The 25120-nt window shown below is 53.1% G+C and carries 21 protein-coding genes and 1 pseudogene; 9 read left to right on the forward strand and 13 right to left on the reverse strand.

Annotated features, from left to right (window positions below):
- Positions 1-27: 27 nt before the first annotated feature.
- The 5 genes from refZ to DEP07_RS17110 all read right to left on the reverse strand — a co-directional run bounded on the left by refZ (position 28) and on the right by DEP07_RS17110 (position 6068).
- The gene (gene refZ, locus DEP07_RS17090) at positions 28-630 is read right to left on the reverse strand and encodes a forespore capture DNA-binding protein RefZ (protein WP_063228134.1); all 603 of its coding nucleotides are present in this window, start codon (positions 628-630) and stop codon (positions 28-30) included.
- A gap of 465 nt (positions 631-1095) precedes the next feature.
- Positions 1096-2007 (reverse strand): DUF6612 family protein, encoded by a 912-nt coding sequence (locus DEP07_RS17095; RefSeq protein ID WP_287102789.1) that lies wholly within the window; start codon positions 2005-2007, stop codon positions 1096-1098.
- 129 nt (positions 2008-2136) lie between these two features.
- Entirely contained in the window at positions 2137-3132 is a 996-nt protein-coding gene (locus DEP07_RS17100) for an MBL fold metallo-hydrolase (protein ID WP_242774954.1), read from the reverse strand.
- A gap of 75 nt (positions 3133-3207) precedes the next feature.
- On the reverse strand, positions 3208-5448 hold the full coding sequence (locus DEP07_RS17105; RefSeq protein ID WP_122964023.1) for a sensor domain-containing diguanylate cyclase: 2241 nt from the start codon (positions 5446-5448) through the stop codon (positions 3208-3210).
- Positions 5449-5486: 38 nt separating this feature from the next.
- Positions 5487-6068 (reverse strand): histidine phosphatase family protein, encoded by a 582-nt coding sequence (locus tag DEP07_RS17110; protein ID WP_122964022.1) that lies wholly within the window; start codon positions 6066-6068, stop codon positions 5487-5489.
- A gap of 336 nt (positions 6069-6404) precedes the next feature.
- Between DEP07_RS17110 and DEP07_RS17115 the strand changes: the two genes are divergently transcribed.
- Together DEP07_RS17115 and rpsD are read left to right on the forward strand one after the other, a co-directional pair.
- On the forward strand, positions 6405-8702 hold the full coding sequence (locus tag DEP07_RS17115) for an S-layer homology domain-containing protein (protein WP_281868199.1): 2298 nt from the start codon (positions 6405-6407) through the stop codon (positions 8700-8702).
- A 283-nt stretch (positions 8703-8985) separates the two neighbouring features.
- A complete protein-coding gene (gene rpsD, locus DEP07_RS17120) occupies positions 8986-9585 on the forward strand; it encodes a 30S ribosomal protein S4 (RefSeq protein WP_063228128.1) in 600 nt (199 codons plus the stop codon).
- A gap of 94 nt (positions 9586-9679) precedes the next feature.
- Here rpsD and DEP07_RS17125 read toward each other — a convergent pair.
- Positions 9680-9990 (reverse strand): annotated as a pseudogene (locus DEP07_RS17125) (cupin domain-containing protein).
- Positions 9991-10195: 205 nt separating this feature from the next.
- Here DEP07_RS17125 and DEP07_RS17130 point away from each other — a divergent pair.
- The 4 genes from DEP07_RS17130 (at position 10196) to DEP07_RS17145 (ending at position 15915) form a co-directional block, all read left to right on the forward strand.
- Positions 10196-13369 (forward strand): penicillin-binding protein 1A, encoded by a 3174-nt coding sequence (locus DEP07_RS17130; RefSeq protein WP_173599882.1) that lies wholly within the window; start codon positions 10196-10198, stop codon positions 13367-13369.
- Between the two features lie 73 nt (positions 13370-13442).
- Positions 13443-14075 carry a hypothetical protein gene (locus DEP07_RS17135; protein ID WP_063228124.1) on the forward strand — a complete coding sequence of 211 codons (633 nt, stop codon included), beginning with the start codon at positions 13443-13445 and terminating at the stop codon, positions 14073-14075.
- Positions 14076-14116: 41 nt separating this feature from the next.
- Positions 14117-14761 carry a CBS and ACT domain-containing protein gene (locus tag DEP07_RS17140; RefSeq protein WP_122964019.1) on the forward strand — a complete coding sequence of 215 codons (645 nt, stop codon included), beginning with the start codon at positions 14117-14119 and terminating at the stop codon, positions 14759-14761.
- Positions 14758-15915 (forward strand): acetoin utilization protein AcuC, encoded by a 1158-nt coding sequence (locus tag DEP07_RS17145; protein WP_287102790.1) that lies wholly within the window; start codon positions 14758-14760, stop codon positions 15913-15915. Before DEP07_RS17140 ends, DEP07_RS17145 begins: the two co-directional genes overlap by 4 nt.
- An 84-nt stretch (positions 15916-15999) precedes the next feature.
- Here DEP07_RS17145 and DEP07_RS17150 read toward each other — a convergent pair whose 3' ends face one another.
- The 4 genes from DEP07_RS17150 to DEP07_RS17165 all read right to left on the reverse strand — a co-directional run bounded on the left by DEP07_RS17150 (position 16000) and on the right by DEP07_RS17165 (position 19643).
- Positions 16000-16938, reverse strand: a complete 939-nt coding sequence (locus DEP07_RS17150; protein WP_217022312.1) for a 5'-methylthioadenosine/adenosylhomocysteine nucleosidase — start codon at positions 16936-16938, stop codon at positions 16000-16002.
- A 44-nt stretch (positions 16939-16982) separates the two neighbouring features.
- Entirely contained in the window at positions 16983-17993 is a 1011-nt protein-coding gene (gene ccpA, locus DEP07_RS17155) for a catabolite control protein A (protein ID WP_122964016.1), read from the reverse strand.
- A gap of 115 nt (positions 17994-18108) precedes the next feature.
- Positions 18109-18417 (reverse strand): metal-sensitive transcriptional regulator, encoded by a 309-nt coding sequence (locus DEP07_RS17160; protein WP_063228119.1) that lies wholly within the window; start codon positions 18415-18417, stop codon positions 18109-18111.
- Between the two features lie 128 nt (positions 18418-18545).
- Positions 18546-19643 (reverse strand): bifunctional 3-deoxy-7-phosphoheptulonate synthase/chorismate mutase, encoded by a 1098-nt coding sequence (locus DEP07_RS17165; protein WP_122964015.1) that lies wholly within the window; start codon positions 19641-19643, stop codon positions 18546-18548.
- 287 nt (positions 19644-19930) lie between these two features.
- On the opposite strand from DEP07_RS17165, the gene DEP07_RS17170 reads away from it, so the two are divergent.
- Positions 19931-22108 (forward strand): cell division protein FtsA, encoded by a 2178-nt coding sequence (locus tag DEP07_RS17170; RefSeq protein WP_287102791.1) that lies wholly within the window; start codon positions 19931-19933, stop codon positions 22106-22108.
- Positions 22109-22174: 66 nt separating this feature from the next.
- Here DEP07_RS17170 and ytxJ read toward each other — a convergent pair whose 3' ends face one another.
- The 3 genes from ytxJ to DEP07_RS17185 all read right to left on the reverse strand — a co-directional run bounded on the left by ytxJ (position 22175) and on the right by DEP07_RS17185 (position 23494).
- Positions 22175-22501, reverse strand: coding sequence for a bacillithiol system redox-active protein YtxJ (gene ytxJ, locus DEP07_RS17175; RefSeq protein ID WP_167470276.1), 327 nt, complete (start codon positions 22499-22501; stop codon positions 22175-22177).
- Positions 22502-22665: 164 nt separating this feature from the next.
- The gene (locus DEP07_RS17180; RefSeq protein WP_229049716.1) at positions 22666-23064 is read right to left on the reverse strand and encodes a hypothetical protein; all 399 of its coding nucleotides are present in this window, start codon (positions 23062-23064) and stop codon (positions 22666-22668) included.
- Between the two features lie 196 nt (positions 23065-23260).
- Positions 23261-23494, reverse strand: a complete 234-nt coding sequence (locus DEP07_RS17185) for a hypothetical protein (protein WP_063228116.1) — start codon at positions 23492-23494, stop codon at positions 23261-23263.
- 212 nt (positions 23495-23706) lie between these two features.
- Between DEP07_RS17185 and DEP07_RS27755 the strand changes: the two genes are divergently transcribed.
- Both DEP07_RS27755 and DEP07_RS17190 read left to right on the forward strand, forming a co-directional pair.
- Positions 23707-23799, forward strand: a complete 93-nt coding sequence (locus DEP07_RS27755; protein WP_007783189.1) for a YjcZ family sporulation protein — start codon at positions 23707-23709, stop codon at positions 23797-23799.
- Between the two features lie 157 nt (positions 23800-23956).
- Positions 23957-25069: an aminopeptidase gene (locus DEP07_RS17190; RefSeq protein ID WP_173599886.1), complete on the forward strand. Its 1113-nt coding sequence runs from the start codon at positions 23957-23959 to the stop codon at positions 25067-25069.
- Positions 25070-25120 lie beyond the last annotated feature (51 nt).

The raw sequence follows: 25120 nt of genomic DNA on the forward strand, positions 1-25120 counted from the left end.
AAGTAAATTCATGGGAGAGGGCGCACCTTATGCCGGCAGCAAAATCCCATGCAAAAAACGCATGATGGAATCTTGCAGCCACCTGGCGAACTCCTCGGAAAACGGCTCCAGGTCATAAACCTGCCGAACCATCTGCGGTTGTAAAAACGGATATATCATCTGGCTGCTTACGGCCAGCACTATACGATCAATGGATACGGGCAAAAAATCACCCGCTGCGACTCCGCCTTCCAGCACCCTCGAAAGGCCGTGCTTCCAGCGGCTCATGTAAAGTGTCATCACTTCACGGGCAAGCATCGACTCGACACTCAGTTCCCGATGAATCAGCCTCGTGATCGGCGCGTGTTCCATCTGAAAACGCAAATACAGCTGAATCACCTGTTCAAGTCGTTGAATGGCAGAGACGTGCTCCTGCATCGTTTCCTGCTCCTCCAATAAACGAAACAGCGTCTCGAAGTAGGAAGCGATCAAGGTCTCCAGCACTCCCTGCTTGCCCTGGAAGTGATAAGAAATCAACGCGGAATTTACTTGTGCCTCGGCAGCGATTTGTCTAACGGATGTCCCTTTGTAGCCATACGTGTCAAACAGTTTGGCGGCTGCGGACAAAATACGCATTTTCGTCTGATCCATCGCTGAATTTCATCCCCTTTACACCCCGGCTGTGGCAAAACCGGAAAGCGACCATAGCCAAAAGAGTAGCGGTCGCAGTAGACACTCGATTTTCAACGGACATCTTTTCTATTGTACGGATGATTCGACGCAAAAAGATAGACCTGTTGTAAGTTCGACAAAGTTTTCCACTATTCCTCCTAGGAATAAAGACCGTCTGCGAAAAAAGCGGGGAACAATCCGGCCCGGCTCCTCGCAAACAATAAAGACGGACAACAACCCGAAAGCGTTACTTCTCCGATTGGAAAATTGCACCGTGTACCAGACGGGGGCAACAGGCTTTATTCAGACAGTCAAAGCAGCCGCAAACACCTCGCTTTTGCAGACGTGCGGGCATTTCTGGAAAAAGCTGCCTCACGACTCACAGAAAAAAAGACGCTCCCTTGCCCGCAGACATGGAAGGTGAGCGTCTCTTTCTTCTGCTGCTTATTTGCCGCCTTCTGCCGCAGTTGGCACCGGCTTGGCCCGACCGTAATTTTGCAAATACGTTTCTACCTGGGAGTGCTCTTTTACCCGCTGGTCGTTCAAATCGTATGCGGAGCGAATCGACATCGTCATGTTGGTAGGCAGCATCGTCTTCTTGTTGTAGTAAATCGTGTACTCCGCTTCCACATCCATCTGATCGACCATCGCCTTCACGTCCTGCGCCTGTGCTTGTTTCGCCTGAATCGAGACACCAGCCCCAGGCGCAGCCGCTCTCGCCCAGTTTCCGTCTGACAGCTGCATCGCCAGCTTGACCCTTGGCTTGTGGGAGGCGAAAGGGCCCGCTGCGGACTGAATCCGCGAGCCAGCCCCGGCTTGTTCCTGCATTTGCGCAGCCAGCCATTCTTTCAATTTGAGCGAATCCAGCGTCACACCGATTGCTTCGAGATCGTCCTGCGGATTTTCATCGGGCAGCTGGCGGACGCTTTTTTTCAGCTCGTCCATTTGCTGAAAGCAAAATGGCGGACTCCAGTTGTTCATCTCCTGCCGCAAAGCAACTCCTTCGCCCGGGACAGGCTTCCATTTTTCTTCCTGGCCTTGTTTGGCGTACAGCTCGCTTCCTTCGGAGAGCAACGACAAAGTCTCCACTCGCTGCTGTTCTGGAACGGAAAACTTCACGTTCATATACACCGCTTCCCCGTCTTTTCGCCCGGAGAAGTTCACCATGTTGGCATTGGCGCTGTTCGCTGTCAAAAGCTTTGTCCTTCCGTAAAACGCGTACGAGTTCTGCGCCGCAAACTGATCGCGCACCTGTTCAAAAGCTGAATGGGGGTCTTGCTTGACGCCCATTTGATTACAGCCTGTCAAAGCGGTGCACGCGATGGTCAAAAGGCACATGGTCCAATACTTGCGCATCTGGTTCCTCCCTCGGCTACCCCGGATTATGCCACTTCCAGGTGGTTGCAGGGTAATTGTCCCTTTTATCGTTTCCGGGGAGGAATAGGCTTATTCTGCTTGTTTCGCCAATGCCAGGAATCCGTCAGGCTACAGGTGATAGTACAAGACCCCGTCTTGTTCGCGCACCTCGATCTGATGCAAGATCATCAGCAAATCGATATGCCCGAGCGTCTCGGAAAGCGTCAGCGGCAGCTCTTTTTCATAAATAGCCGGAAACAGCAGCGTCGTCAGTTCATACGCTGTCAATTCCTTGTCAGCAAGCAGGCTGCGCAATGTGTCGGTCCGGCTCCAGTTTTTTTGCAGGCGAGAGGAAATCAGCTCGCGGTGGTTCCGGACGATCTCGCCATGACCCGCCAGCACCTGCTCGATCTCCATGTCCGCGCACATCTGCAAAGCCGTCCGGTACTGAACGAGTGTCAGCGGACGCGCACCCGAACGATCCCGCGGTGGCTCAATAAAGGCATTGGACGAAATATGTCCGATAATGTGATCTCCGCCGATCATCGTGCGATCCCGCTCCCGGTACAAGGACAGATGGCTCTGGCTGTGCCCCGGCGTGTAGAGAACCTGCCATTCCGGAAGATGCGGCACTTGTTGTTCATGCTTGAGCTTCAAGTCAATCTGGCTTGGCTCGGAAAAAGTCGTCATCAATTTGTGGAACTTCTCGATGATAATCAGCTTGTCGCTTGGCACGCCGCTTTTTTTGTACAGCTGCAAAAAGAACTGATCGTGAAAATCCATGAACTCCGCATCCAGCTCGACGTACGGCGCTGCCTGCGGATGCGCCAGTGTCAACGCCCCTGACTTTTGCCTCACTTTTTCCAATTGGCCGCAATGGTCAACGTGATGATGGGTCAGCACGATCTGCTCAATCTCTTCCACAGAGACGCCAGCCGCTTGCAGCCCTTCTGTGAGCGCCTGCCATGCCTCGTCTGTCTTCGGCCCCACATCGATCAAGGTCAGCTTCTCGCCTTTTACCAGATAGACGTTGACCGCTCCGACATTGAAGGGAGTCGGGATTTCCAGACAGTAAATATCCGGCGTGATTTGTGTCGCCTTGGTGTGCCATTCACGCATGTCCATTGCCAATTCCTCCATCTACCTCTCAAGTTTGTCCGATTTTTTTCCGAAAAAGAGAAAAGAGCCATTTATTTGGCTCTAGGCGAGAACAACTTGGTTTCGACCAGAATTTTTCGCTTCGTACAACGCGATATCTGCTTGATGGAATAAGGCTTCGACGCTCAGATTCACATCCAGCTCCCGGTTCCATTTGGCCAGACCGCACGAGATGGTCACGCGCGGAGAAGTTTCCTGCTCCACACATTCCCTGATGCGCTCGGCAACAGAGTGGGCGGTCGCTTTGTCAACGCGCGGCAGGTAAACCGCAAGCTCCTCCCCGCCCCAACGCGCAGCGATATCGCTGTCTCTGATGCTGTGGCGAATGAGGTCGGACACCTGGATCAGCACTTCGTCGCCTACCTGGTGACCAAACGTATCGTTAACCGTCTTAAAATAGTCGATATCAATCAAAATCAACGAGCCGTAGCTGTCTTTTTCAAGCGAAGCCCTGACTCGCTCATTCAAATACCGCCTGGTGAAAAGTCCCGTCAAGTTGTCGGTAATGACCATCCGTTCCATCTCATTGTGCAAAACGGCATTGGTCATGGCAAGACTTGCGTGTTGGCCAAAAATTTCGAGCAGCTTGTAGTCGTCAAAACTAAAAAAATGATAGCGGGAATCTGCGACTAAAAGCACTCCGCTAATCTCACCCTCAACGACGAGCGGAACTCCCATGAGCGAGCAGCAGGAAAACAGCGAAAATGGCAGCGGACCTGTCCCTGGCTGAGCCAAAAGCAGCGTTTGCTTGCTCTGCATGATTTGCTGAAACGGCTTTTCCAATGCGTTGACGACTGTGCCGTTAAAGGCGGGAACAGATGAAGAGAGGACGTCGAATTTGTCTTCCCCTGGCTGTTTGCGGAGAATCGCACAAAACTCCGCATCAAAGGTCGCCTGCATCATTTCTGTGACAAAATCTAGAATTTCCTTTAAATCAAGACTTTTATTAAGCTGTCGCGCCATTTCATTAATGAGACGCAGTTCACGAATGAGATTGCGCGATTGCTGATACAGTTGGGCGTTCTCGAACGCAGTGCCCGCTGTATCTGCCAAAATGGAAATGTAGTCCTTCTCGTGCTGGCTCAACGAAATCGGCTGTTCCGAAGTCACCTGCAAAACGCCGTAGATGCCTTGCTTGCCGAGGAGCGGAGCGGCAATGACAGTCACCCGCTGATCGCCTTCTCCCACTTCTTCCGCGATCAAGCGCCCTTCCAGGTACGCTTTTGTGCTGGTGGACGGCTCCACTTCCTGGAATGACAGCTGCTTGACGGGCGTAGTGGCATTCGGCTCTACCGTCAGGAACAGCTCGACGGAGAAATACGGGTACAAGCTGGGAATGCTGGTGACGATTTCGTGCAAAACGTCATTGACATCAATCGACGCCTGGATTTTGGACATGAGCTGGTACAACAAATCTTTTTTGCTGGCTTCACGGCGCAAATCGTCGGACATGATCGCCCGCCAGAGAGCGCAGCTCGACTTTTCCGCCACCTCCTGCAAAAAGGCGATATCCCGCACATCGTAGACGCAATCCTTTTCCTCGGGCGGCAGGTGCATAAACAGCGCATAGAGCGGGATGTCATTGAGGCTCACCGGAACGACGATTACCCGGTGATCGTCGAGAACCGAAGACGTCACAGGCGTATTGCCTACCCGCGAGACCAGCTGGTGGATGTGAGCCTGCCCGGGTTCAGCTTCTTGCGTGGTGACGATCTCCTGGGGAATCAGCACCCCGTCCTCGGACAGCTTCACTGCCGAGCAATGACCCTTGGAAATGATGTGACTGATTTGTCTCGTCAAGCTGCCGAGCAAATCCCGCGCGGTGTCATGCAGGGTCAAATCCGTGACAATCTGGCCGGTGGCGTGCTGGATGTACGCATCGTATCCCATGCGGATGAGCGGCTCCAGTCCGCGCATGTAAGCACGCAGATCGAAATCGATCTCTCGCTGTGGAATGAGCATGCCAATGACAGCCCGCACGCTCCCGTCCAGCTCCTTCAGCGGAAAAGCTCCGCAGACCAGCGTGTTCTCTCTCTTCGTCTTGACGACAATCTCTTTCGTGCTCAACGCTTCCGATACATAATCGCAGACTTCTTGTGTCTGCATGTAATGGCGTGCAGCGTCGGACAGAGAGCTTCCAGATTGACTATCATGCATGTCCATGAAGTTGATTATGCGGCCCCCGGAATCTGTCAAGAAAAGGATGCCTGGGCGCTTTTCCGGCCAAGATTGTAAGATAAAATGGGCCGTGTAGGAAAAGACCGTCTCTAACTTCCCCAACATTTTACTTGACACGAGAAACTCCCTCTCTCAGCATTTTCTCAAGCTTCCAAATGGTCAGTATCATTTACCTGGAGCACTTCCCACCTGCGATCGACGTAGCGGAAAACGGATATCCCGGTGTTGTCGATCCGCGTGATGCCAGTTCCTTGCTCCCCTGCTGTTACGTAATGCAAAAAGCTGTTGATCAGGCCGCCATGAGAAACCACGACAATCGCTTCATTCGGATGCTTCGCTGCCAGCTCGCTGAGAGCAGCAACCGCGCGCCGCTGCATGTCTTCGAAAGTTTCAATTCCACACGAAGCCTCATCCTGACTCTCAAAACGCTCGCGGATTTCCTCGTAAGTGAGCCCCTCCCATTGTCCGTAGCAACGCTCCCGCAAAGTCGGATGCGCCCCGACGGAAAACGAGAAGTTTTCCGCTATTTTTGCTGCCGTGTCACGTGCCCGGCTTAAATCACTGGAATAAACTGCGTGAATCGTCTCGCTTCGGAACCTTCCGGCTACCAGCTCGGCCTGCCGCATGCCCAGCTCGTTCAAAGCGATGTCGCTGTGTCCTTGAATACGCCGAATCTGATTCCACTTTGTCTCTCCATGACGAACGAGGTACATGATGGTTTCCAAAACGCAATAGCCCCTTTTCTGTGGAAACCGCCCTGCATCGCCTGCCAAGCACAAAACAGAGCGGGGTTATTTTCAAAACATGCAGATGACCCGTTGCGGTCATTGGAACAGTCGAAACTGTCTTTTTCAATTGTAGGATGGATAGTACTACTTATTATATAAGATGGTTGTTCACAATTCTAGTTTCATCCGTTAACATTTGGTACAAAATTCCTATGTTTCTTGCTTTTTCGCAAATGCGCTCTCTTTTTTCTCGTTTCCAGATGAAACGATTCCACTCTTCCTCTCGTCAGAGGTTGTAAAGCAAATGATATTAACATCGTGGGGGGAATTTTCATGAAGCCTTGGATAATTCGATCCAGCTCATTCGTATTGACAGCAAGCCTGCTGCTGCCCGCAGCACAAGCATATGCCCAAACACCTGCAGCCGCTACAGGCAAAATAGTCGCTGCCAATCCAGCTGACAGCACTCTGCTGGCGGCGGCAAGCAAAGTAAAGCTGTCCAAAGAAGCGGCGCTTACTCTTGCCGCAAAAGTGGTTCCGACCAGCGGACTCACACTGACAAACGTGTCGTTTCGCTCCTCTGACAGCTGGCGCGCCTTCCCGGAGTGGTCGTTCAGCTGGACAAAAAAGGACTCGAAAAATGAGCAAACGCTTCTGTCGTACAGCGTCAGCATCCATGCCAACACTGGCGAGTTGACCTCTTACTCCTATTACGATCAAAGCAGCAGCAACCTGCCTTACGCCAAAAGAGTGTCCTATGAAGATGCCCGCACTGCCGCCGAGCAGTTTTTGAAAAAGCACAATCCGGGCAAAGCTGCCGAAACTCGCCTCTATCTGCGCGAGACGCCGAAGCAAAAAACGCCGCTCAATGCCGATGCTTCCTATACATTCCGCTTTGTCCGCGTAGTGGATGATGTACTGTTCCCGGATAACGGAGCAGACATCACAGTAAACGGCTCAGGGGTCGTCAATCAATTTTCCTTGTCGTGGAACGAGGTGAAATTCGAAAAGCCTGACCAGGCGATTTCTTTGGAGGAAGCGGAAAAGCTTTTCCAGGAACAGGCAGACCCGCAGCTTGCTTACCTTTTGCCCTGGAATCGTTCCGGTTCTGAAAAAAACAGCGTCTCACTCGCTTATAACAATCCGTTTGCTTTCTACATCGACGCCAAAAGCGGCAAAGCCTTGAACACTTCATCCCTCACTCCCCGCAGCGAGTTGAAGGAGCCTGTCGCCGTCAGCAGCAAACCGCTCTCTCCGCGACGCTCCGGCGGGGTACTGAGCCAGGACGAAGCGGTCAAGTGGGCGGAAAAGACGTTTGACCTCGCCAATTACGAGCTTCGTTCCGCCAACTACAACGAAAGAGATTACCAGGCCAACCGCGCGATCTGGAATCTTGAATACGCCCAAAAAGGCAAGGAAGGCGACGGCTACGTATTTGTCTCATTCGACGCCGTAACAGGAGACATTTATTCGTACAGCAAAGATCGGCCTGTGCGAAAAGACGGGGAAAAATCCGGAAAGACTGCCGATGCGAAAAAGCTGACGGAGGCGGCGATGGAAACCGTGCGCAAGTGGACGCCGACTTCAGCACACCAGTTGTTTTTGCTTGATCGTGGCCAGAGTGAAGCAGAAGTAGAACCGTATAACTCCGACCGCTTCCGCATCTCGTTTGAACGCTACATCGACGGTGTCGCCGCAGCCAGCGGTTCTGCCTACCTTACGTACGACTCGGAAACAGGCGAACTTTTGTCCTACAACGCTGATTTCGGCGGCGAAACTTATCCGACGAAAGTACCAAAGCACTTGTCTGCGGCAGAAGCTGTCCAGTCTTGGTGGAAAGAATCGGAGGCAGAAGCGGTTTATGCCCTTGAACCGCTCAGCGAGGAAGACAACAAGAAAGTGCAGAATCAGCCGTCCTACATTCCGAAACGAACTGCGAAGCTTGTCTATCGCGTGACTGCAACGCCGTTCGAGCAGCCTTACTACCTCGATGCGACGTCAGGCGAGTGGCACTCGACTGCATCTGGAAAAGCGATCAACCTGCATCGCCAGGCACCGCTTGATCTCAAAGATCATCCCGCTGAAAAGGAACTGCTTTTGATGTACGAATACGACGCCCTCTCTCTGGAAGATGGCAAAATTTTGCCGCAAAAACCGATCACTCGCGGCGAAATGATCGAGATGCTGATGATCAGCCTGAACCAGGGCCAGCAATACCCGGTGTACTCCGCCGAAAGAAAGGCGACTTACAGCGACGTGGCAAACGGCTCCCGCTTCTTCTCCGCTGTCGAAGGTGCTGTAGACCGCGGCCTTTTGGACAAAAACGCGTCTGCACTGAATCCTGATCAAGCGATTACGCGCGATGAATTGGCCGACATGATCGTTCGGGCGCTTGGCTACAACAAGCTGACCGACTACCCTGGCATGTTCCAGTCGTCGTTCACGGATATCGCAAACGCCAAGCACCGTGCTTCGATTATTATCGCGACGGCCATGGGCATCGTGCCTGCGGAAAAGACGACGTTTGCGCCACAAGCAGCCGTATCGCGTGCGGATGCGGCCATTACGTTCACGCGCTTTTTGGAAAAACGCGGAACCCCGGAGTCTCTGTCAGCTGCCCTCCGCGACTAATAAGACTTTTGCGCCATCGCTCTTATAGGATGGCGCATGTCTTTTCACTTGACTTCCCCACACCTCGCCTAGTATGATTAAGTGTATGTGTACAGGGTAGCATTGATTGTAGGTAAAAACGGAAGGATACACCTTCTTAGTTCCCTCCCTTTACAGACTGCGGCTGAATATCTGTGAGGAGCACGATGCGGAAACGCTACCGTCCGAAGTTCGTGTAGATAAAGTAGGAACTAACCTGCCGGAAGTAAACACCTACGAATCCAATTTAAAGGAGACTGAATACATGTCACGTTACACAGGACCTCGTCACAAACTGGCTCGTCGTCTGGGCATCTCCCTCGACGGTACAGGAAAAGACATCAAGCGCAACTTCCCTCCGGGCCAACACGGTCACAACAACCGTCGTAAACTGTCCGAGTACGGAATCCAGTTGCAAGAAAAGCAAAAACTGCGCCACATGTTTGGCCTTAACGAAAAACAATTCCGCCGCACTTTCGACCAAGCTAGCAAAATGGCTGGCGTAGTCGGTGAAAACTTCATGAAATTGCTGGAATCCCGCCTGGACAACCTGGTATACCGCATGGGCTTCGCTCCAACTCGCCCTGCTGCTCGTCAGCTGGTAAACCATGGCCACTTCCTGGTAAACGGCAAAAAAGTGAACATCCCATCTTACCGTGTTCAACCGGGTGATGTGATTTCCATCCGTGAAAAGTCCCGTGGTCTGCAACTGATCAAGGACTCTTTGGAAGCTCGCAACTTCCTGCCAAACTACGTAACATTCAACGATGCTGCTGCTGAAGGTACTTACACTCGTCTCCCAGACCGTGAAGAAATGCCTTCCGAAATCAACGAAGTTCTGATCGTTGAGTTCTACAGCCGTTAATCGTCTGGACATAAAAAGAGCAGTGCCGCCCGTCGGCCTGCTCTTTTTTCTATGATCAGCCCTCTTTCGCTCCTCGTCCATCCGTTGCAAAAGATCACCCCGGATAGTAGATGACCATGCTCACGCGAACCAGCTCCGCTCCCTCGTTGCATAGCTGTGCGGCCTGTCTGCCTTGAAGCGAAGCGAATCGCCAGCCCGCAACGTATACGTCTCTCCTTTGATCTCGACTGCCAGCTCCCCGGAAAAAACCGTCAAAAACTCTTCCGTTCCCTCCTGATGAGCACCGGAGCCTAACGAGCCTCCCCCTTCGATTTCAACAGCCCCTCTTTCAATCTGCCCGATCATCGTCTTGCTGACGCCGCTCAACTCCGCAAGTTTCTCCAGAGAAACGAGCGCGGCTTTCACATCACCATGGCTGTGCTCCTGGTGGCAAACTCGATCCTGCTTCTCGTATAAACCTAAACCGCGTTCGGCCATAAACAGGCAAAACGCAACACTTTTTGACAGATTCAGACGATGCACGGAACTTCTCTGTAGACGCTATCATCGCTTCTACCCTCATGGTTCCTCGTATGGTATAATTAGGGGGTATGCTAGGGGGTCGTAGACTATGTCGAATAACCACACATCTTCCTCTGAACCGTCGAAAAAAAAGCGACGCCGTAGCCGTGGCAGAATAATATGGATCATCGTACAGATGGTGTTTCTGCTTGGGCTTATGGGGGCAGCTGTCGCCGGAGGAATCGTGACAGGTTATGTTGCCGCACTCGTGAAAGACGAGCCAGTGCGCAGCAAGGAGGAACTGGAGGACAAAATTTTCACCAATTATCTGACTGGATTCGCCTACTACAACGACGGCTCTCTCATCGGCCAATTGCGGGCTGAAGAAGGCGATCGGCGCTTGGTGAAAAAGGCAGACGTTTCTCCTTATTTGATCAATGCCATCATCGCAACAGAAGACAAAACCTACTACCAACATTCCGGCGTTTCCCTTCAATCCACAATGCGTGGAGCGATCCAGGAATTCACCAACCAACCTGTCGTGACAGGCGGTAGTACGATTACGCAGCAGCTCGTAAAAAATACGATCCTCTCCGCTGAAGTGAGCCACACCCGAAAAGCGCGGGAAATCTTCAGTGCCATCCGGATCGAGCGCATGTTTTCCAAAGATCAGATTTTGGAAGCCTACATGAACGAAATTTACTTCGGGAAAAACGCCAACGGCTCCAACGTCTACGGTGTACAGGCTGCCGCCAAAGGGATTTTTGGCAAAGATGTGAAGGAACTGAATCTCAGCGAAGGCTCTTACCTCGCTGGCATGATTCAAAATCCTGGCGCGTACTCTCCATTTCGCGCCGAAAGCTATCAGCGCGGCAAGGAGCGCCAGAAAATGGTGCTGGACCGCATGATGGAAAATGGCTACATTACCCAGGCCCAGTACGATGGTGCGCTCAAGGCCGACCTGAAAGCGCAGCTGGCCAAGCCTGCTCAGCAAGCGTACCGCGAAGTTCCGTTCCTGATGATGGAGATCGAGGATCGGGCCGCCCGTCAGCTGGTCGATGCTGATCTCGCGGAAAAAGGGCGCGACAAGTCCACCATCGGACGCAACGAATACCGTCAACTGGTCGAGGACAAGCGCCGCGACATTTTGCGCAAAGGCTACAAGGTCCACACCACGATTGACAAAAATGTCTACAACATTATGCAAGCTGTTGCGACCGATCCGAAAAACTTCGGAAAAAACCGCACCTACACGATTCGCCGCTCCAACGGCAAGACGGAGAAAATCGAGAACGCGCTGGAAGAAGTCGGAGCCATGCTCATCCATAATAAAACGGGCGCGATTCTCGGGATGATCGGCGGACGCGATTTTAAAGTGGAGCAGACAAACCACGCGACTGTGCCGCGCCAGCCTGGTTCGGCGATGAAGCCGCTGGCAGCCTACGCTCCTGCCTTTGAACTGGGGCTTTTGCAGCCAGCTTCGCCAATCGATGACGCACCCGTGCTGCTCGCAGACGGCCAAAACGGCTCTCACCTGCCGAAAAACTGGAACAACAAATGGCAAGGAATCATGAGTGCACGTGAAGCGCTGCGGATGTCCTGGAATATTCCCGCGATCAAGACGTACTTGAAGGTCGGGATTCCTACCGCACTCGAATACGTCAAAAAAATGGGGATCACCACGCTGGTCGATGCAGACAACCACGCTGCAACAGGCGTAATCGGCGGACTTACATACGGGACGACGGCGGAGGAAATGACCAATGCCTACGCGACGTTCGCTAACCACGGCTCCTTTGTGGATGCATACCTCATCGACAGAATCGAAGACAGTCAGGGCAAGGTAGTCTATCGTCACGAGGCTCAGCCTGTTCAAGTCTACAGCGAGCAAACCGCTTACCTGATCACAGACATGATGCGTTCGGTCGTAAACGCCGGAACAGGTACCCACATTCGCAAATTTGTACCGCGCAAAGTCGATGTGGCAGGCAAAACCGGGACAACCAACAACAGCAACGACCTCTGGTTCGTCGGCTACACGCCGGAGTTGTCCATGGGTGTCTGGGTCGGATTTGACGAGCCGTACCCGATGCCGGATGCGGACAAATACGTGCCAATGGTTGTCTGGGGCAAAGTCATGAAAGAAATCATGGACAAGCACCCGAACTTGTCTCCCCCTGACGCAACCTTTAAAAAGCCGGCAGGGATTGTCAGCGCAACAGTCGATTCCAAATCCGGATTGCTGCCAAGCGAGCTGTCCAAGCAGGCAGGACATGTGATTACCGACTTGTTCAATCGCCGCTTCGTTCCGACGAAGGTGGACGATTCTCACCAAAAAGCTAGATTGATTACGTACAACGGGGAACGTTATCTGGCGAAGGAAGGCACTCCGGACGATTTTGTCACCGAAGGCATTTTCTACCGCTCGCCTGATCCGCTTCCTTCCAAGGAACAGATTCAAGCCAAAAACAGCAAAGTGGCAAGTCAGCCGCCTGACTGGGAGCAGCGTCTCCCGGACAAGGAAGACCCGCGCACAGAGGTTGGCGGAGCGCCGTCAGCGCCAAGCGGAGTGACCGCAAGCGGCTCTGGCAAACAGATTTCGCTCTCCTGGCAGTCTGGCAAGGAAGCCGATCTCGTCGGATACCGCATCTACCGCGCCGATCCGCAAAACGGCTTTGTCAAAGTCGCAACAGTGAAAGATCCGGCCGAACTGACCTTCGCCGATTCGGCATCAGGCAGCGGTGATCTGGGCTACTATGTCACAGCAGTCGATATCGCCGGAAACGAGTCCTCCCCTTCTGCTATCGCTTCTGTCGGCTCGTCCTCCCATACGTGGGAGCTGCCGGGCACAGACACGGGAACGCCGCAGCCGGGTGACACGACGACTCCACCGACGGATAACGGCAGCGGCAATAACAGCGGCAACAATCAAACGAATCCAGGCGAGCAAGGGTCGGGAGACGACACAAACGGCAATTCGAATCCAAACCCGAATACGCCTTCCGCTTCACCTCCTTCCGCTCCGAAATCGCTGTCGCTCAAGGCAAGCGGCAACAACGTGAAGCTGTCCTGGAAAGGCAACAGTTCCACCGAGCAGGTCATTGCCTACAACGTGTATTTCAGCCCGGATGCGGCAAGCGGCTATTTGCTGCTCGACACCGTATCGGCAACGAGCTACACGCACGCAACAAACGTTCCGAACGGCAGTTACTACATCACCGCCGTCAACAGTTACGGAGAATCGCCACATTCAAACAACGTAACGGCAACCACCACAGAATAGACTAGGAAGAAGAATCAGCAGAGATGGTCGCAATCGCCATCTCTCTTTTTCTACAAGCAAAGGGGGGGAACTGATGGAACACGTCAAACGCTATCATTCTGCGAGCATGATCGTGAACGGAAAAGAGCTTCTCATCGAGGGACCGGTTACAGGGAGGCATTTGGCTGACCTGCGCTTTGATGAAGGGCTAAAGGCATTCCGCATCCCGGAGCAGCAACACGAAGCTCTGATCGAAATTGCCGATCTGCCGGAAGGACGCATTATTTTGGCGCGGGAAGGCGACCTCGTTCTCGGCTATGTCACCTTCCTCCATCCCGATCCGCTGGAGCGCTGGTCCATGGCCAAGCTGCCCGACCTGCTTGAGCTTGGCGCCATCGAGATCAGTGACAAAGTTCGCGCGGGCGGCGTAGCCAAGAAGCTCCTTGAAGTATCTTTTGCGGACGATGCGATGGAAGACTACGTGATTATCACGACCGAGTACTACTGGCATTGGGATCTGAAAGGTACAGGGCTTGATGTCTGGCAGTACAGAAAGGTCATGGAAAAAGTAATGGGCAGCGTCGGACTTACCTGGATGGCGACAGACGATCCGGAAATATGCTCTCATCCCGCCAACTGTCTGATGGCCAAAATCGGAAAACGAGTTCCTGCTGAAACGGTTGTCGCTTTTGATGCCATGCGTTTTCAGAATCGCTTTCTTTATTAGTCTGGACATCTTTTTCAAAGGATGCAAGGAGGCCATCACTCATGCGCGTAGAAGATATCATGCGAAAAAACGTCGTTACCACCCAACCAGCTACCACGATCGGAGAAGCCCTCTTGCTGCTTCGAGCCAACCGAATCAGGCACTTGCCTGTTCTGGATGACGATAAGCTGGTGGGCATCGTCTCGGACCGCGATCTGCGCGATGCCCTCCCCTCCCGCTTGCTTACCCACGACGATGACGATACCGTGCTGCACAAGCCTGTTGCCGATATCATGCAAAAACAGGTCATCACTGCTCACCCGCTTGATTTCATCGAAGATGCCGCCCTCCAGATTTATGAGCACAAGATCGGTTCCTTGCCGATTGTGGAAGGAAACCGCCTCGTCGGGATGATTACGGAATCCGACCTGTTTTCCAGCCTGATCGAGCTGTTCGGGGTCAACAAGCCCAGCTCGCACATCGAAGTAGAAGTGGATGATCGCGTCGGGATGCTGGCTGAGGTCAGCCAGATTTTCCGCGAAGCACAAGTGAATGTCACCAGTGTCATCGTGTTTCCAGGAAAAAATCCCGGCAAAAAGAATCTGGTCTTCCGCGTCCAGACGATTGACCCGCGCGTCGTGACACAATTGCTGCTCCAAAGAGGATTTTCTGTCGTCGGACCGACGGATGGGGGGGTAATTTTGTGAGCCGGAACGCTCGTCTGATCTACTCCCCCGACTACACCAAGTATTACTTTAACGATGACCACCCTTTTAACCAACGCCGTCTGCTCCTCATGCACGATCTGATGAGCAGCTACGGCCTACTCGCTGAGTCAGACATCATTGCCCCGCGCATGGCAACCGACGAAGAGCTTGCTCTCGTTCATGACGCACGCTACATCCAGTTCGTCCGCGATCAGGGCCATAGCGAAAAAGAGCTGCCCCAGGCAGCGAGCTACGGTCTTGGCACGGAGGACGTCCCCTGTTTTCAGAACATGCACGAATCGGCTGCCCTCATTGTCGGAGGGACGTTGAACGCCGTCGATGCTGTCATGAAGGGACAAGCAGAACACGCCTTCAATCCTGCTGGCGGCCTGCATCACGCGTTTCGCGGGAGAGCCTCGGGCTTTTGCATTTACAACGATTGCTCCGTCGCCATCGCCTATTTGCGCAAACATTGGAACGCACGCGTCATGTACATCGACACCGACGCGCATCATGGAGATGGCGTACAATGGGCGTTTTACGATGACCCGAACGTCTTGACTGTCTCCATTCACGAGACGGGAAAATACTTGTTTCCGGGAACGGGGAATCTCTCGGAACGCGGGGATGGAAGCGGTTACGGATTTTCGGTCAATGTGCCGCTCGATGCGTTCACAGAAGACGACTCTTTTCTGGAAGTGTACGGCGAGCTAGTGTCCAAGCTGGCAAGAGGCTTCAAGCCGGACGTGATTTTGACCCAAAACGGCTGTGATGCCCATACGTTTGATCCGCTCACGCACCTTTCCTGCTCGATGCGCATTTATCAAGATATCCCAAGGCTCGCCCACCGCCTCGCTCACGAGCTGTGCGATGGCCGCTGGATCGCGGTCGGCGGCGGCGGCTACGACATTTGGCGAGTGGTGCCGCGGGCATGGACGCTTGTGTGGAGCGAGATGAGCGATCAGCCGCTGGAAGATGGCGACCTGCCTTCTGGCTGGCTCAAGCGCTGGCAGCCGCAGACAGACTTGCCGCTGCCAACCCGCCTGTTTGACGAACCGTTTCCCGCTATCCCCCGCCGGGCAGAGATTACGGAAAAAAACCGGATCACGCTGGAGCGCGCCATGATGTACGCGCCTACGGAAGCAAGCAAATAGCAGATGACATTTGCGAAAAAACATACGAAAAAGCGGGGAGATCGCGCACCGAAACGATGCTGATCTCCCCGCTTTTGTGTGATTTTATGATTGCTTCACCAGTTCTTCCAGCTCGGCTGGCGCAAAGCCTTTGACCGCTTTGTCGCCCACAACGGTTACCGGAACGCCCATGAAGCCAAAACGCTCGACATCCTCTTGGTAGGCGCGGCTGGTCATGACATCGCGCACTTCGAACGAAATCCCTTTTGCCGTCAGCCACTGCTTGACCATGTCGCAATCGACGCAGTTTTTCGTCGAGTAGACGATTACGCCTGGCTCCGACGAACTGGCATCGGACAGCAGCATGTTGCGGACAATCGCATACGAACGCTGCGAAGCAAGCTTGGTAAACTCGACGAAGTTGACATGCGCAGAGCCGTCTGCCTTATCGGACATCGATCGCACGACGACAAACGGCACGCCGTTCATCGCACACACTTGTCCGACTGCCGCTCCTTCCATCTCCGTGCAATGAGCCTGGAACTGCTCGTACAGCCATTGTACCTTTTCCCGGCTGGCGACAAACTGGTCACCGGACAAAATGCGGCCGCTCACTACCTGAACACCCGCTTCCAATCCTTTTCCAGCCTCGATCGCTTGTTGCATCAGCTCCTGGTCGGCTTGCCATGTCCATTGCTCCGTAAACGGAATTTGCCCCGGGGCAAAGCCGAGCGGCGTCACGTCGATATCATGCTGCAAGCAGTCTGTCGACACGACAATATCGCCAATGTTCAATTCCGGGTGAACGGCACCAGCTACGCCCGTAAAAATGACGCGCTCCACCTGAAACTGATCGAGCAAAATTTGCGTCGTGACCGCTGCATTCACCTTGCCGACACCTGACTTGCAAAGCACGACTTCTTTGCCTTCCATCTTCCCGCTATAGTAAGCCACTCCGGCTTTGACCGTCGTCGTGGCTTGTTGCATCGCTTCCAAATACAGCGCAATTTCTTCGTCCATTGCGCCGATAATTCCGTACCGCATCCACTTATCCTCCTCTTGCTGGCAATCTGTTGCGGGCGATGCGATCAAGCCTGCTGCGGCTTGGTGCTTTCCCGATACTCGATCCGGTGCGGCAACAGCACAACGTGCTCTTCCACGTTTTCGTTGTTCATGTACTTGGTCAGCAGGCGCATCGCGACCGCACCAATATCGTACATCGGCTGAACTACGGAAGTCAGGCGCGGGCGCACCATTTCCACGAGGCGAATGTTGTCGTGGCCGATGACCTCGATATCGCCCGGCACGTTCAGACCGGAATCCTGGATGGCATGGATCGCTCCAATCGCCATTTCATCGTTGGCAGCAAAAATCGCTGTCGGCGGCTCAGCCAGCGCGAGGAATGCCTTCGTTGTCGAAAGCCCTGACTCGTAAAAGTAGTTGCCTGTCGCAACCAGCTCCTCGTCCAGCTCGATCCCGTTGTCCTTCAACGCCTTTTTGTAGCCTTCGTAACGCATCAGGCCGTTGAGCGGATCGTTCGGCGGGCCTGAGATCATCGCAATCCGCTTGTGTCCGCGCGAAGCCAAAGCTTCCGTCGCATCGTAAGCGGCCTGGAAATGGTCGATGCTCACAGAAGGCAGCACGTTGTCCGCATCGCGGGTAGCCGCGAGAACGGTCGGCACCGAAGTGCTGGTCAGCGCCTGAAGGTGGTCTTCCTTAATTTCTGCCCCCAGGAACAGCAGCCCGTCCACTTGCTTTTCCAACAGCGTATTGATCAACTGCAATTCTTTTTCCATCCGCTGGTCAGAGTTGCAGAGGATGATGTTGTATTTGTACATCGTTGCAATGTCTTCGATTCCACGGGCCAATTCGGAAAAAAACAAACTGGAGATATCCGGGATGATGACACCGACGGTTGTTGTTTTTTTGCTGGCGAGACCGCGAGCAACGGCATTTGGTCGATACCCCAGACGTTCAATCGCAGCCAGTACCTTTTTTCGGGTCAAAGGCTTTACGTTGGGATTCCCGTTGACTACACGGGAGACAGTCGCCATCGAAACCCCCGCTTCTCTTGCCACGTCGTAGATTGTAACCGGCATCACACACCCTCACTTTCCCTATATTTTGGTTTTCATAGTTATTTTCATAAATATATGCACCTATGATACGACAAGCCGTATGCGGTTGCAATCGTTTTTACGGGCTTTGGCACCGCTATTTCATTAGTTTGTTCATCGTTTTCAAAAGCTCGTCAATTACTTCGCTATCCCCTTGCTGAATGCGCTCGATGACACAAGATTTCATATGTCCTTCCAGCAGCATTTTGCCCACGGCATTCAAGGCGGACTGCACAGCAGCGATCTGGTTGAGGATGTCGTCACAGTATACGTCTTTTTCCACCATTCCGCGGATTCCGCGAATTTGTCCCTCTACGCGGTTGAGCCGCGAGACAAGGTTGGACTTGATTTTATCAGGCCGCACGGTGGCGCGATCAGACGAGCAGCAGTGATCTTGATCATTCATCTGGCATAGCCTCCTTCGCCGTTATCAGCACTTAAATCCTAGCTTACTTGGTCGACCTCGGGTTCGTCAAATCAAAAGGTCCTCCCTGCGCGCAGGAAGGACCAGCAAACTCACATCAAACTGTTTCGTTATCCTCTGGTTGCTACCACTTCGCCTTTGTACAGGCCGGAAGCAAGCAATTCGTCCACAAATTCGTTGAACTGAGGAATGTTGAGCTGTTGCTTTGCATCGGACAGAGCAACATCCGGGTCCGGGTGAACTTCTACCATCACACCGTCGGAACCGATTGCGAATCCTGCTTTCGCGCAAGGCAGCAGCAGGTCGCGACGACCAGTAGAGTGGGTCACATCGACGAAGACAGGCAAGTGCGTTTCTTGTTTGAGCAACGGTACAGCAGAGATATCAAGGGTGTTGCGAGTCGCTTTTTCGTACGTGCGGATACCGCGCTCGCACAGCATGACTTGCGTGTTGCCCTCAGATACGATGTACTCGGCTGCGTAGATAAATTCTTCGATCGTTGCGGACAGGCCGCGCTTCAGCAGGATAGGCTTGTTTACACGGCCTGCTGCTTTCAGAAGCTCGAAGTTTTGCATGTTGCGCGCACCGATTTGGATGACATCGATGTATTTCGTCGCCATTTCCAGATCGGCTGGCGTGACGATTTCGCTGATCGTTACGAGGTTGAACTCGTCACCGATGCGCTTCAAGATTTGCAAGCCTTCTTCTCCGAGACCTTGGAAATCGTATGGGGAAGTGCGAGGCTTGTATGCGCCGCCGCGGATTGTTCTCAAGCCGCGTTTGGCATGGTTTTCCGCTACCGCTCTCACTTGCTCGTAGCTTTCTACGGAGCAAGGTCCTGCGATCAGGATCGGGCTTTTGCCGCCGAACTCGACGCCTTTTACTGTAATGACCGTGTCTTCCGCTTTCTTCTTGCGGCTGACCAACAGAACTTTTTTCTTGTCTTCGTTTTGCAAGTCCAAGGATACTTGGAAAATTTGCTTGAACAGATGGCGAACCGTGCTGTCGTTGAACGGGCCTTTGTTATTTTCCACGAGCAGGTTGAGCATTTGGCGCTCGCGCTCTGGATCAAAGCGGTTGCTGCCCAGCTTTTCTTTTTCTTTGCCGAGCTCTTGCACCAAAGTCGCCCGCTGGTTGATCAATTCCAAAATTTGCAGGTTGATTTCGTCTATCTGTTTGCGCATGGTCTCAATTTGATCGTGTGCCATTGTTTCTCTCCACTCTCCTCTTTTTATATAGGTCTGCTAGGTGGTTGCCGATAAATTAGGGTTATTATAATCGATTCAAACTCCCTTGTCAGCAGTTTAGCGCCAAAAAGCGCGAAAGTAAATTATTTATGTTTTTTTACCTTTGCAAATTCTTCGCCAAAAAAGGGATAATTCCTTGTTTCGACAGGATTCTTGATAGCTGTGGTCGAATCCATTGGATATATGTTCTAACGAAAGCCTTCATCTATTTCTACTGATCGACACGAAAACGAGGGAGTGACTTACCTTTGTCAGCCTATAACGAAACAGGCTCCCCTGAGCTGATTTTTTCACTAGATATTGGAACACGCAGTGTGGTCGGACTGATTGTGGAAACGACCGGAGATCAATTTCGCGTGCTCGACTGCGCCATTCGCGAGCACGATGAACGCTCCATGCTCGATGGGCAGATTCACGATGTGGTTGCCGTTGCCAAAGTGATCAAGCAAATCAAGGACGAATTGGAAGCAAAGCACGGGCAGCTGCATCAAGTAGCTGTGGCAGCAGCCGGCCGTTCGTTGCGCACCCGCCGCGTACGTGTGGATATGCCGCTGTCGAGACACGCCTTTATCACGCGGGAAGATGTGGTCGCACTGGAGTTTGCCGCCGTGCAGGAAGCCCAGGCAGACTTGGCAAAAGAACTGCGCGAGCTGGATGCGACCCGCTATTACTGTGTCGGCTACAGCGTCGTCAACTACTACCTGGACCAGGAACTGATCGGCAGCCTGATCGATCAGCGCGGAGACATAGCCAGCGCAGACGTGATTGCCACATTTTTGCCGCGGGTAGTCGTCGACTCGCTGATTGCCGCCTTGAAGCGGTGCGATCTGGAGATGCAGGCGCTCACGCTGGAGCCGATTGCGGCGATCAACGTACTCATCCCCGTAACTATGCGCAGACTCAACATCGCGCTCGTCGATATCGGCGCAGGCACATCTGACGTCGCCTTGACCGAAGAAGGTGCGATTACCGCCTACGGCATGGTGCCTGTAGCCGGAGACGAGATCACGGACGCGCTGATGAATGCCTTTTTGCTCGATTTTCCGATGGCAGAAGAGGTCAAACGTCTGCTCACCACCCATGAATCGGTGACGTTCACGGACATTCTCGGCATGGAACACACGATGAGCGCAGCGGAAGTAACCAGCGCCATTGAAGGAGACGTTTCCCAACTGGCAGAAAAAATCGCGACGAAAATCATGGAGCTGAACGGCAAGGCACCGCAAGCTGTCATGCTGATTGGCGGAGGCAGTCTGACGCCGGGCTTGACCGGAAAAGTCGCCCAGTTCCTGAACATGCCTGCCGCTCGCGTCGCTGTGCGTGGTGGCGATGCGATCAAGCAATTCGTGGGAGACAATCCGCTGCTTAGCGGGCCAGAATTTGTCACGCCAGTGGGAATCGCGGTAGCAGCACGCCGCCACCCGCTCCGCTACGTGACTGTTACCGTCAACGATGTGCCGCTGCGCATTTTTGACTTGCGGAAAATGTCCCTAGGAGATTCTTTGATCGCTGCCGGACTGGACATTCGCCGCCTTTACGGAAGACCGGGTCTGGCGATGAGCGTCACGGTAAACGGCCGGATGAAAATGATTCCTGGCGGTCACGGCACGCCTCCTGTCATCATGAATAACGGAGAAGCCGCCAGCCTTGATTCACCGATTGCCGATGGAGACACCATCACGGTTGTCGCGGGAAAAAACGGCGAGGACGCCCATGTTTTCGTGCGCGAGCTGCTCGATCAGCTGGACACGTTGGATATCGTCTGCAACGATCGCCCGCTGTCGCTGGGGCCAGTGATCCACGTCAACGGCACGCCTGCGCAGCTCGACGACTCGCTGGCCGATCGCGCGGAAGTAGAAATCCGCCTGCCCCGCACCGTTTCCGAAGTGCTGGCGGCAGCTGGTCTTTTGGCGCCTGATGAACAGCCAGTGCCATCCGGGCTGCACTTCAGCGTGAACGGGCAGTCTTACACACTCCCAGCGCACAACCCGATTCTGCTCTTAAACGGCAAAACCGCCACTTTCAGCGATGTCGTCCGCCAGGGAGACAAGCTTTCCTATCGCCTGGAGGAAATCGCACCGCCAGCCATCCGCGACGTCATCCCGCTGGAAGAATGGGTGCAAGAAACGATGACCGTCTCCTTCAACGGCGAGCGAGTGATGCTGCCCGTCGCACAGGTGACGATCACGTTGGACGGCAAAGTGGCATCCGCAGACGAGCTTGTGCCTGATGGGGCCGTCATTACGGTCAAATCTGCCCCATCCGCCCCTCCGGTATTCAGCGATGTGTTCCGGTTCGTCAACTTCTCTCTGGAGAAGCCGGACAATGAGAGCATCTCCGGCTTCGTCATGCTGGTAAACGGACAGCAAGCCAGCTTCCAGACCGAGCTGAAAAGCGGAGATAAACTGGAGCTGTTTTGGGAGTAAACACAAAAAAGAGCTGCGCTAAAAGCGACAGCTCTTTTTTCGTAACAAGCTTTTTCGATGAGGGGACTAGGCGCCGACTGCCTGCTTGATGGCATCCTTGGTAATTTTCCAGTGAGAAGTATGCCATTTCACTTCCCCGTTTTCCAGCAGGAAAATTTGCGGAGACTCGTGCTTGATCGCAAAACGCTCCGCTACTGCGTTCGATACCGGACGATCTTCGCGCACGAGAATCACGGCCGCTTCTACGGAATGATCCAGCAGATACGCCTGGAACTCTTCATAAGCGGATGTGCTGATCGGGCAAATCGTGCTATGCTTGAACAAAAGCTGCTTCCCTTTTTGCGCAACGAACTGATCCAGTTCCTCGATCGAGTGGAGTTGTTTTTGGGCCACCATTCATCTCTCCTTTTGTCGCTTCCTATGCGCCTTTCAGTATACCGAAATCTGGATGGCAAAGTCTACGCTTGCGGTGCACGGGGGCAAAAAGGGGCAGAAGCTGACGTCTCGACTGCGCCAACAAAAAGGAGCCGCCTGTTCCAGCGCCTCCTCTTTCGTGTTTATACCATGATTTTGGTCAATCGCTCCCGCAGTTCCAGCATCCATCTCTCATCGCCTAGGGACTGCGCCAACAAAAACAGATCCAGAAGCTCGTTGACCCTCTCGCCCAGCACTTCACGAACCGAAGAATCTGCCTTTTCGTTAGCAATCAATACCAATAAGTTGGATAACTCTGACATTTCTTCAAATTCGATCGCCTGGCGCTGCGGATGTTGGCCCAGTTCCTCCATGAGTGATTTCAAATCTTCTTTGATGACATCTACCACCTGGGAATGCGCGCAGCAATCGTCGACGCAAACGTGTACCGGGACGTTCATGATTTTGACCCGCTTTTTATACACGACATTGCGCAGCACGATCTCCATGTCATTCCCGCAGCGGCTGCATTTCTTTTGCACAAAGTTCACCCCTAACTCTATCTACATATGTATACCTCTCATACTATTCGAGGCTCCTCCCTTCAATCCTGCTAAAACGCAGGTGGTACATGGTGGATGCAGTGGCAAATATCGTCCATCCCTGGAGGACGTGTCAAAGCAAAAAGCGATGCCCGTTTGAGCATCGCTTTTCGTGTATGTGCCACTGTCTCGCCGCTTACGCGTAAATGGCGTTTACTTTTTCACAGTGCGGGCAAACCGCTACCTTGCCGGAATGCCCCGCCTCATCTTCCACCCGGTATCCTGTAATCTGCTCCGAGAAGCAAAACAGGCATTCCGTATTGAAATCCATATCGTACTGGGCTTTCCACACAATGGACTTGAAATCCTCGCCTACATTAATCGTAATGGGAACCAACTCGTGCTGAAGACTCGACAATGATCTTTGCATCGCCATAACATCCTTTCGTTTTTTGCAAAGTCTTTTCGTATCCTCTAGCTTTTCCTGATTTTCAGAATAATAAACATGCGCAGGCAAGCAGATGGCATGGAAAGAATCTTCGCAAAAATGGGCGGATGCCCGTATCGGGACTGTGCATAAACCCATATGTTATGGATGTAAGCACAAGAGGCTTAACACACAACAAGGAGGATGTTCATCCTATGAGTAGCATTTTCAATGGAGACCTCGATGATTTCACCTTAGTGTTGATTCTTTTTATCCTGTTGGTCATCATCGGCTGCGGCTGCGATTGACATAGCCATATTGGCGCAGGACCCTGCATATACATGAAGAACCGAATCCTGTAAACGCGTTTCCTCCGCACGCTACCCTGGTATGGGTAGCTTTTTTCTATGCGATTTGTGTACAATACATACTGATATGATATGGAAAGCGAGGGATCCCCTTCCTATGAAAGATCCACGTATTGAGCAATTAGCTGACGTCCTCGTCAACTACTCCACCAAAGTACAAAAAGGTGAAAACGTTTTAATCTACTCCATCGGCGATGTGACTGACTTGACGAAAGCCGTAATTGCCAAAGTTTACGCAGCGGGAGGCAATCCTTACGTTCAACTGATTGACCAAAGCATTCAGCGCGAACTGCTTCTCGGTGTCAACGAAGACCAGCTCGGCATCATGCGTGAAGCTGACGTCTCCTTTATGAAGCAAATGGATTGCTACATCGGTATCCGTGGCGGCGACAACATCAGCGAGCTGGCTGACGTGCCGGGCGACAAAATGCAAATGTACTCCAAGCTGTTCGCCCGCCCTGTGCTGGACGTGCGCGTGCCTGAAACCAGATGGGTTGTGCTTCGCTACCCGAACGCTTCCATGGCTCAACTGGCCAACATGAGTACAGCCGCTTTTGAAGATTTCTACTTCCAAGTGTGCACGCTCGACTACGGCAAAATGGACAAGGCGATGGACAGCCTCGTCGAGCTGATGGAAAAAACCGACAAGGTGCGCATCACAGGGCCTGGCACCGACCTGTCCTTCTCGATCAAAGGCATCCCTGCCATCAAATGCGCCGGAGAAGCCAACATCCCGGACGGGGAAGTATTTACAGCCCCAGTGCGCGATTCCGTCAACGGCACGATCTCGTACAACACGCCATCCCCATACCAAGGCTTCACTTATGACAACATCAAGCTGACCTTCAAGGATGGCAAAATTATCGAAGCGACTGCCAACGACACGACGAAAATCAACGAAGTGTTCGACACAGACGAAGGCGCCCGCTACGTCGGCGAATTTGCGATCGGGGTCAATCCTTACATCCAAAATCCGATGAAAGACATTTTGTTCGATGAGAAAATCGACGGCAGCTTCCACTTCACGCCTGGACAAGCCTATGACGATGCGTTCAACGGCAACAAGTCGTCCATCCACTGGGATCTCGTCATGATTCAACGCCCTGAGTGGGGCGGAGGGGAAATCTGGTTTGACGACCGCCTGATCCGCAAAGACGGACGTTTTGTCGTGCCAGAGCTGGAGTGCCTCAACCCGGAAAACCTGAAGTAAACAAAAAGAAGGCTTCGCCACTTTATTGCGGCGAAGCCTTCTTGCATGCGT

Source organism: Brevibacillus sp., from assembly GCF_003521185.1.
Lineage (GTDB): Bacteria > Bacillota > Bacilli > Brevibacillales > Brevibacillaceae > Brevibacillus > Brevibacillus parabrevis.

Excerpts from the sequence above, each read along its gene's own strand:
- refZ (WP_063228134.1), bottom strand. The coding sequence starts at position 630 with ATGGATCAGACGAAAATGCGTATTTTGTCCGCAGCCGCCAAACTGTTT.
- DEP07_RS17095 (WP_287102789.1), bottom strand. The coding sequence starts at position 2,007 with ATGCGCAAGTATTGGACCATGTGCCTTTTGACCATCGCGTGCACCGCT.
- DEP07_RS17100 (WP_242774954.1), bottom strand. The coding sequence starts at position 3,132 with ATGGACATGCGTGAATGGCACACCAAGGCGACACAAATCACGCCGGAT.
- DEP07_RS17105 (WP_122964023.1), bottom strand. The coding sequence starts at position 5,448 with ATGTTGGGGAAGTTAGAGACGGTCTTTTCCTACACGGCCCATTTTATC.
- DEP07_RS17115 (WP_281868199.1), top strand. The coding sequence starts at position 6,405 with ATGAAGCCTTGGATAATTCGATCCAGCTCATTCGTATTGACAGCAAGC.
- rpsD (WP_063228128.1), top strand. The coding sequence starts at position 8,986 with ATGTCACGTTACACAGGACCTCGTCACAAACTGGCTCGTCGTCTGGGC.
- DEP07_RS17130 (WP_173599882.1), top strand. The coding sequence starts at position 10,196 with ATGTCGAATAACCACACATCTTCCTCTGAACCGTCGAAAAAAAAGCGA.
- DEP07_RS17135 (WP_063228124.1), top strand. The coding sequence starts at position 13,443 with ATGGAACACGTCAAACGCTATCATTCTGCGAGCATGATCGTGAACGGA.
- DEP07_RS17140 (WP_122964019.1), top strand. The coding sequence starts at position 14,117 with ATGCGCGTAGAAGATATCATGCGAAAAAACGTCGTTACCACCCAACCA.
- DEP07_RS17150 (WP_217022312.1), bottom strand. The coding sequence starts at position 16,938 with ATGCGGTACGGAATTATCGGCGCAATGGACGAAGAAATTGCGCTGTAT.
- ccpA (WP_122964016.1), bottom strand. The coding sequence starts at position 17,993 with ATGCCGGTTACAATCTACGACGTGGCAAGAGAAGCGGGGGTTTCGATG.
- DEP07_RS17160 (WP_063228119.1), bottom strand. The coding sequence starts at position 18,417 with ATGAATGATCAAGATCACTGCTGCTCGTCTGATCGCGCCACCGTGCGG.
- DEP07_RS17165 (WP_122964015.1), bottom strand. The coding sequence starts at position 19,643 with ATGGCACACGATCAAATTGAGACCATGCGCAAACAGATAGACGAAATC.
- DEP07_RS17185 (WP_063228116.1), bottom strand. The coding sequence starts at position 23,494 with ATGCAAAGATCATTGTCGAGTCTTCAGCACGAGTTGGTTCCCATTACG.
- DEP07_RS27755 (WP_007783189.1), top strand. The coding sequence starts at position 23,707 with ATGAGTAGCATTTTCAATGGAGACCTCGATGATTTCACCTTAGTGTTG.
- DEP07_RS17190 (WP_173599886.1), top strand. The coding sequence starts at position 23,957 with ATGAAAGATCCACGTATTGAGCAATTAGCTGACGTCCTCGTCAACTAC.